Here is a 2,573-nt window from a genome sequence, read left to right as displayed (position 1 = left end):
GCCGAGTCCCTCGAGATCGGCGGCGCGATCGCGAATTCGCTTCATATTGCCCATCCTCGCCAGTTTGTAGAGCCGATCGAGCTCCGACGGTGGCGGCGGCACGATCGGTCCGCCGACCGTCTCCTCTGACCGTTCAGTCTCGGGCGACACCGACTCGTATACCCATTCGAGTTGCAAATGCTTCCCGAGAACGGACAACAACAGCTCGGCGTCGATGGGCTTGGCCACGAAGGCATTGCAACGGGCAATTTCACTCTGTCCGTCGCTGTCGATGAGGCTGGCAGACATCGCGATAATCGGCACGTCTTGCAATTCGCTATGGCGGCGAATCTCTTGCACCGCTTCAAACCCCGTCATCACGGGCATCACCAAATCCGTAACGATCGCGTCGGGTCGCTGCCCAACAGCAAGCTGCACCTCCTGCTGGCCGTTTTCAGCCAGCAGCACTTCAAACCCCAAGGGTTCGAGCAGATTCAACAACACCAAACGGCTCTCGAGCTTGTCGTCGGCGGCTAAAATACAGCGTCGTCGTCCTGAGTAGCCGACAATGCGATCGCGACTCGGCGATAAAGCAGAAATCTTCGCCTTCACGACCTCGAAACTCACATCGAACCAGAAGGTCGAACCCTCCCCGAGTTGGCTGCTCACCTGGAGTTGTCCCCCCATCAACTCCACCAGTTGACGGGAAATCGCTAAACCTAACCCCGTTCCCGACGCTCGACGCTTCGTGTCTCCCACCTGCTCGAACGGCTGGAATATTTGCTCGAGTTGGTCTTCGCTCATCCCCACTCCCGTATCGATGACTTCAAAGCGAAGAGTGGCGATCGCTTCTCGGCGGGCAATTTGAGAGACTCGCAACATCACTTGTCCGACATCGGTAAATTTAACCGCGTTTCCCAGCAGGTTGATGAGAACTTGACGCAGGCGTTTTTCATCGGCGCGAACGCCAGACGGTAAACCTGGGGCGGCGTTGCAGACGAACACCACATCCTTTTCGTTGGCTCGCATCCGAAGAATACCCGTAAGACTGTCGAGGAAGGCGGAGAGATTGACCTCAGCCGGGTACAGTTCCATCTTGCGAGCTTCGATTTTCGAGAGGTCGAGGATGTCGTTAATCAACGTCAGCAAGTGCTGGCCGCTTTGTCGGATGACGTTTAACCCCTCACGAAAGCGAGGATTGAGGTTGCGGTCCCGTTGGAGAATTTGCGCGTAGCCGAGGATGCCGTTGAGGGGGGTTCGTAACTCGTGGCTCATGTTGGAGAGAAACTCGCTTTTGGCCGCGTTGGCCGCGTCGGCCGCTTCTTTAGCCTGTTGGAGTTCTTGGGTGCGTTCTTCAACTTTTTGTTCGAGGGTGCGAGAATACTCCTCCAGTTGTCGGTTGGCACGTTCTAGGTTGTGGTAGAGCAGAGAGTTTTCGATGGAAATGGCCGCTTGCGAGCAGAACAGATTCAGAAGCTGTAGGCGATCGCGCGCAAAGGCTTCTGCAGCCAGTTGGTTTTCCAGGTACAACACCCCGATACACTTACCGCGATCGAGCAGGGGCATACCGAGCATACTTTTGGCTCGTCCTCCCCGCAGATACGCATCCGTTCCCAAGCCGATATCAGCGTTTGCATCCGGCAACATCAACGGTTCTTGAGTTCGCCACACCCGATGAACCAAGCTCAGCGGCACTTCTTGCGCGAGGTCTCGAGTCAGAGAGGTTCCGAGGGGAGCGACGTGAATGCTGGGGGTGTCTTCACGAGCTTCAGCCAAGGCGACTAACGCGAGTGTTTCTTTCTGAGACAACAGCAGCGCACTTTTAGACGCCCCAGCATTTTCCATCACCACTTGCATCAATTGTCCCAAGAGGTTTTCGAGTTGAATTTCTCCGGAAATCGCTTGTGAGGCTTTGATGGCAGACGACAAATCCAACTCGTGGGTCGTACTGTGAGAGGCGAGTTTGTTCGTCGTGCGCGATGTCGTGGTCGTCCTCACTTCTGTCGGTATATTTTGCCGCTCTCGGATGGGAGCCAGCAGTCGAGCGTAGCGGGTTTCTAAGTCTTGAATTTTGGCTTTTGCACCCCAACGTGCATAGCTGTAGTAGGCATCGGTGAGATAGCTGAGCGCGACTTTTTCTCGACCCCAATCGAGGTAAAATTCGGCCGCTAGTTCGTTGGCAAGCGCTTCTTCTTGAACGTAGCCGTTGGCTCGAGCTTCGGAGATCGCACGATCGTAGAACTCTCCGGCTTCGTACTTCTTGCCTAAAACTCGACATTTTTCTGCTTCTACAAGCAGATATTTATGCAGGAAGTTTTCCGAGCAACTATCAGACCACTGTTTGAGCTGTGCTTGATTGGCGTCAACTTGCGATCGCGCTTCATTGCGTTCTCGATCGTTCGAGCTGGGATACAGTTTTAACAAACTTAAAGAGCTGTAGTAGTAATAGCCAACCGAAAGAGTAGATCCCCGACAAGCCATCAGACATTGACGGGCTTTAATCCAGTTGTCAGCCCCTCGCTGGAAATCTCGGCTCAGAACAGCTTGCTGAATTTGTAGAATATAGTGAATTCCGAGAGGTAGATAGGATCGTG

The 2,573-nt window shown here is 54.2% G+C and carries 1 protein-coding gene; it reads right to left on the bottom strand.

Going from position 1 to position 2,573, the window contains the following annotated elements; genetic code table 11:
* The coding region (locus tag POG22_RS17170) for an ATP-binding protein (RefSeq protein WP_498906588.1) at window positions 1-2,573 on the bottom strand (2,573 nt) is incomplete at both ends.

It is taken from the genome of Geitlerinema sp. CS-897 (genome assembly GCF_028368005.1).
Lineage (GTDB): Bacteria > Cyanobacteriota > Cyanobacteriia > Cyanobacteriales > Geitlerinemataceae > Baaleninema > Baaleninema simplex.
This window is presented reverse-complemented; position numbering and strand designations above follow the sequence as displayed.